At 39.4% G+C, this 3,771-nt stretch carries 5 protein-coding genes and 1 pseudogene; 5 read left to right on the top strand and 1 reads right to left on the bottom strand.

Annotated features, from left to right (window positions below; translation table 11 throughout):
* Positions 1 to 189: 189 nt before the first annotated feature.
* The 5 genes and pseudogenes from PAE54_RS12230 (at position 190) to PAE54_RS12250 (ending at position 3,024) form a co-directional block, all read left to right on the top strand.
* A complete protein-coding gene (locus PAE54_RS12230) occupies positions 190 to 321 on the top strand; it encodes a helix-turn-helix domain-containing protein (RefSeq protein ID WP_442784407.1) in 132 nt (43 codons plus the stop codon).
* A 96-nt stretch (positions 322 to 417) separates the two neighbouring features.
* Positions 418 to 1,149: a Fic family protein gene (locus tag PAE54_RS12235; RefSeq protein ID WP_326519637.1), complete on the top strand. Its 732-nt coding sequence runs from the start codon at positions 418 to 420 to the stop codon at positions 1,147 to 1,149.
* An 80-nt stretch (positions 1,150 to 1,229) separates the two neighbouring features.
* A pseudogene (locus PAE54_RS12240) lies at positions 1,230 to 1,612 on the top strand (S24 family peptidase); the annotation flags it as partial.
* Positions 1,613 to 1,688: 76 nt separating this feature from the next.
* Positions 1,689 to 2,084, top strand: coding sequence for a DUF6088 family protein (locus PAE54_RS12245; protein ID WP_326519638.1), 396 nt, complete (start codon positions 1,689 to 1,691; stop codon positions 2,082 to 2,084).
* A complete protein-coding gene (locus tag PAE54_RS12250) occupies positions 2,077 to 3,024 on the top strand; it encodes a nucleotidyl transferase AbiEii/AbiGii toxin family protein (RefSeq protein WP_326519639.1) in 948 nt (315 codons plus the stop codon). The genes PAE54_RS12245 and PAE54_RS12250 overlap by 8 nt, the downstream gene beginning before the upstream one ends.
* Positions 3,025 to 3,202: 178 nt before the next feature.
* On the opposite strand, the gene PAE54_RS12255 is transcribed toward PAE54_RS12250, so the two are convergent.
* Positions 3,203 to 3,610, bottom strand: coding sequence for a PIN domain-containing protein (locus tag PAE54_RS12255; RefSeq protein WP_326519640.1), 408 nt, complete (start codon positions 3,608 to 3,610; stop codon positions 3,203 to 3,205).
* Positions 3,611 to 3,771 lie beyond the last annotated feature (161 nt).

Here is a 3,771-nt window from a genome sequence, read left to right on the forward strand (position 1 = left end):
CTGTTCTTGACTCTTGCAGTTAAAAACAGGACATTTTAAATGGTTTATCGCATAGACATTTTAATTGGTGAATAACACAATTTGTAGCTCCAAAGTAGAAATGTCCGGTTTCTCCAAAGTAAAAATGTCCGCTTTTAGAATACGCGCTTTTGCGATTATCGAAGCGGACGGTTTGATATGTTGGTGTCTATGTCGGATAAAGAACTTCAACGATTGTCGGTTTTGCAAGAAATCTGTGATCAACGCTTAACCCAGTCCCAGGCTGCTCATCTACTTCATATTTCAGAACGTCAGATCAGACGCTTAACTAAAGCAATTTAATATCAAAGTAGATGATGTCATTGGCAAATTTTTAGTGGCGCAATATCCTTTTCAGGTATGATTCAACAATGAAAAATGTAACTCAGGAACAAGTCAATGTTTGAAGTCATTGATACTTTAAAAGAAAAATTAGATCAGTATCGTCCTCTTCCCTCTGAAATTGTAAAAAACTTACAAGAAGACTTGATTGTTCGCTGGACTTACCATTCCAACGCAATTGAAGGCAATACACTTACCTTGCTCGAAACCAAGGTGGTTCTTGAAGGGATTACTGTTGGTGGTAAAGCTCTTCGAGAACATTTCGAAGCAATTAACCACCGCAATGCAATCTACTATGTTGAAGACATCATCAAGAAACAAGAACCTTTTTCTGAATGGCAAATCCGAAACATCCATCAACTCATTCTCAAGAATATTGATGATGACAATGCAGGACGTTATCGTCAGCAAAATGTACTGATTTCAGGTGCTACGACCACTCCACCTGATTACACCTTACTAAATGACAAAATGGCTCAGTTTGTGGATTGGTATAATACTGAAGCAGATCAATTACATGCCATTGAACGGGCGGCCAAGGTACATGCAGATTTTGTAGGAATTCATCCATTTATTGATGGGAATGGACGTACTTCACGTTTATTGATGAATTTAGAATTGATGAAGGCTGGTTATCCGCCCTGTGTCATTAAGGTAGAAAATCGCTTGGCCTACTATGAAGCTTTAGATCAATGGATGGCTCATGGTAAAACCGAACCTTTCGTTCAATTAGTTGCGGATGCAGTACTCGAAGGATTTAAGCCTTATCAGCTGGTTTTAGGAATTTAATCCCAATCCGACGAGTGGAGTTGTTTTTTCCACTGCTGTTTCTACCATCTTGATTATGTAACAAAATCAAGATAAATAAAATGAATGAATATCAGCATGGTGGTATCCGTGCAGGTTCTGGTCGCAAACCGGTTCATGAAGGTCCGACCAAAGTCATCCGGGTTCCTGAAGCCCGTGTACTGGAGATCAGGCAGTATCTAGATCAGGTGAAAAACCAGCCCTCAATGATATTGCTTCGATTACTCCCGTTGAAGCCAGAACGCATTATGAGATTCCAGTTGCCTTGCAAAAGGTGGCTGCAGGTTTCCCTTCCCCCGCCCAGAACTATATCGACAAGACCCTGGATCTGGATGAATTCCTGCTCCAGAACCAGCAAGCCACGTTTATCGTTGAGGTGGAATCGCTGTCTATGCGCGATGCCGGGATTGATCTGAAGGATAAGCTGATTGTCGATTTAAATGTCGTATTTTTGCTCGACAAAATGTCGTATTTTTGCTACTTTGAAAGAGAGTAATAACGCCAGTTTTTTGGAGGGTGTGATGACGATTAAAACCAGAATTCAGATGCGCATCAAGCGTGCAAAACGTTATGTTTTCATGCGCCAGGATTTTAGCGATATTGCCAACTATGATCAGATTGGGCGAGTCTTGCGTACCCTTGTACAAGAAGGTGAGCTTTTAAAAGTTGGTTATGGAATTTATACCAAAGCCAGAAAAAACCAGATTACGGGTAAAGTGATGCCTGCCTGTCCAGAAGGCGCTGATGCAGTGATCCTGGAAGCACTAAAACGATTAGATGTGACAATCACGTTGGGTGATGCGACGGAAAAATACTTATCTGGCCAATCAACCCAGATTCCCGCATTCACTCAAATTAAAACTCCTCGTCGTTTTACACGCCAGTTGTCTGTAGGACGAAGCCAAGTTAATGCCTGATATAAAAGATCTGTTCGCTGATGTCGCTGACGCACTTGGCATTGGTGCAACGTCTATTGTTGAAAAAGATTACTATGTTGTCGAACTACTGAGGTTGTTACAACCTTTAGAGTTTGAGACGCATGACTTGGTTTTTGCGGGTGGAACTTCTTTAGCCAAAGCAAATATTCAGCTAAACCGGATGTCTGAAGATGTCGACATCAAATTAGTTCCCAAATCGGATATTGCTTTCAGCCGCTCTAAAGCCAAGGCTGTACGTAAACAATTACTTCATAAAGTACAAGACAAGATTTCTCAATCTGATATGTTTCAAATCGAAGAGAAGCCGATTGTTCGGGATGAATATCGTTATGTCGAGTTATTGATCCGGTATCCCCAACATTTCAATCAAGCACCCTGTTTACGACCATTCATTAAACTGGAATTGGTGGAAGCGGATTTGCTTGAGCCTTTTGAATCCAGAAAAATTACTTCATTTGTGTATGACCTGGCTAAAGAAGGAAAACCAGTGGATATTATTCCTTCCGTCACAATTGTGAGTACCAGTATCGAAAAGCTGATAGCAATTTTAAGGCGTACAGCTGCTTTTGCTAGAAATGCCGAAAGAGCTGATGATGAATCATTAGTTCGACATGTGTACGACTACTTCAAAATTACCTATGGTAAACCCCAAGATTTTGTTTATTTAGGACAGTTAGCCACCAAAGTCATAAAAGCAGATATTGAGCGTTATGGTCGTCAACATGTTCTTATGGTGGAAGATCCGATTGCTGAATTGTTATTTGGTTTAACTGAATTAAGTCGTAATCCACTATATCAAGACAGATTTAATCAATTTGTCGCGCCAATGGTGTTCGGGGATGAACAAATAACATGGCAGCAAGCTTATTCACATTTTCAAGATTCAGTTCAACAGATCTTCGCCAACTTAGAGTTATAAATTTAAAAAAGAAAATGGCTGTCAGTTACACCAATTAACTAGACTGAATGAACAGATAATCAATAACTTACCACAAATAATTTACATAAATAAATTAGAGTGGTAACAGCAATAAGTGAGAGTGGCTTGCATATTTACACAATTAAGGAAGAGTGACTAACTTATTTATCGACCATGATTAACTTTGCCAATTCTCAATAACTAAATCAAACTGCTTGAAGTGTTCAAAAATATGATCATTACTGACTAACCTGAGGTTGTGACCTAGAGCATGAGCACCAATCATCAAATCCATTAATTGTACTGTAATACCCTGCAATCGCAGCGTATTTCGAATGATTGCGGAGGCATGAACACACTGTTTATCCCAATCTAAAATATTAATTGTTTCTAAAAATGAGTTCACACGATCAACATGCTTGGGAACATTTCCACCTTTTTCTAAGCCGTAAATGATCTCGGCATGAGTTATTTGCGAAATAAAAATAGCCTCAGGATTAAGCATCATTAACTTATTTTTCAGCTTGTTACTTGCTTCACCTCGCAAGAGATAACCCACAATATTTGTATCGAGTAAGTATTTCATTAAAACAAATCTCGCTCTACAGGAGTGTCTTGCTCACGATTAGCCATTAGGGTTTCAAGTCCTTGTGAATCAATGGTTTCATTATGCTAATCAGCGTGCAAAACTGACCAGAAATCTGGGAAAAACAGCGTCCAATTTTGACCACCCCAGATGTTATGTAA

Origin of the sequence: Acinetobacter minutum (assembly GCF_035916735.1) — a bacterium.
In the GTDB taxonomy this organism is placed as follows: Bacteria; Pseudomonadota; Gammaproteobacteria; order Pseudomonadales; family Moraxellaceae; genus Acinetobacter.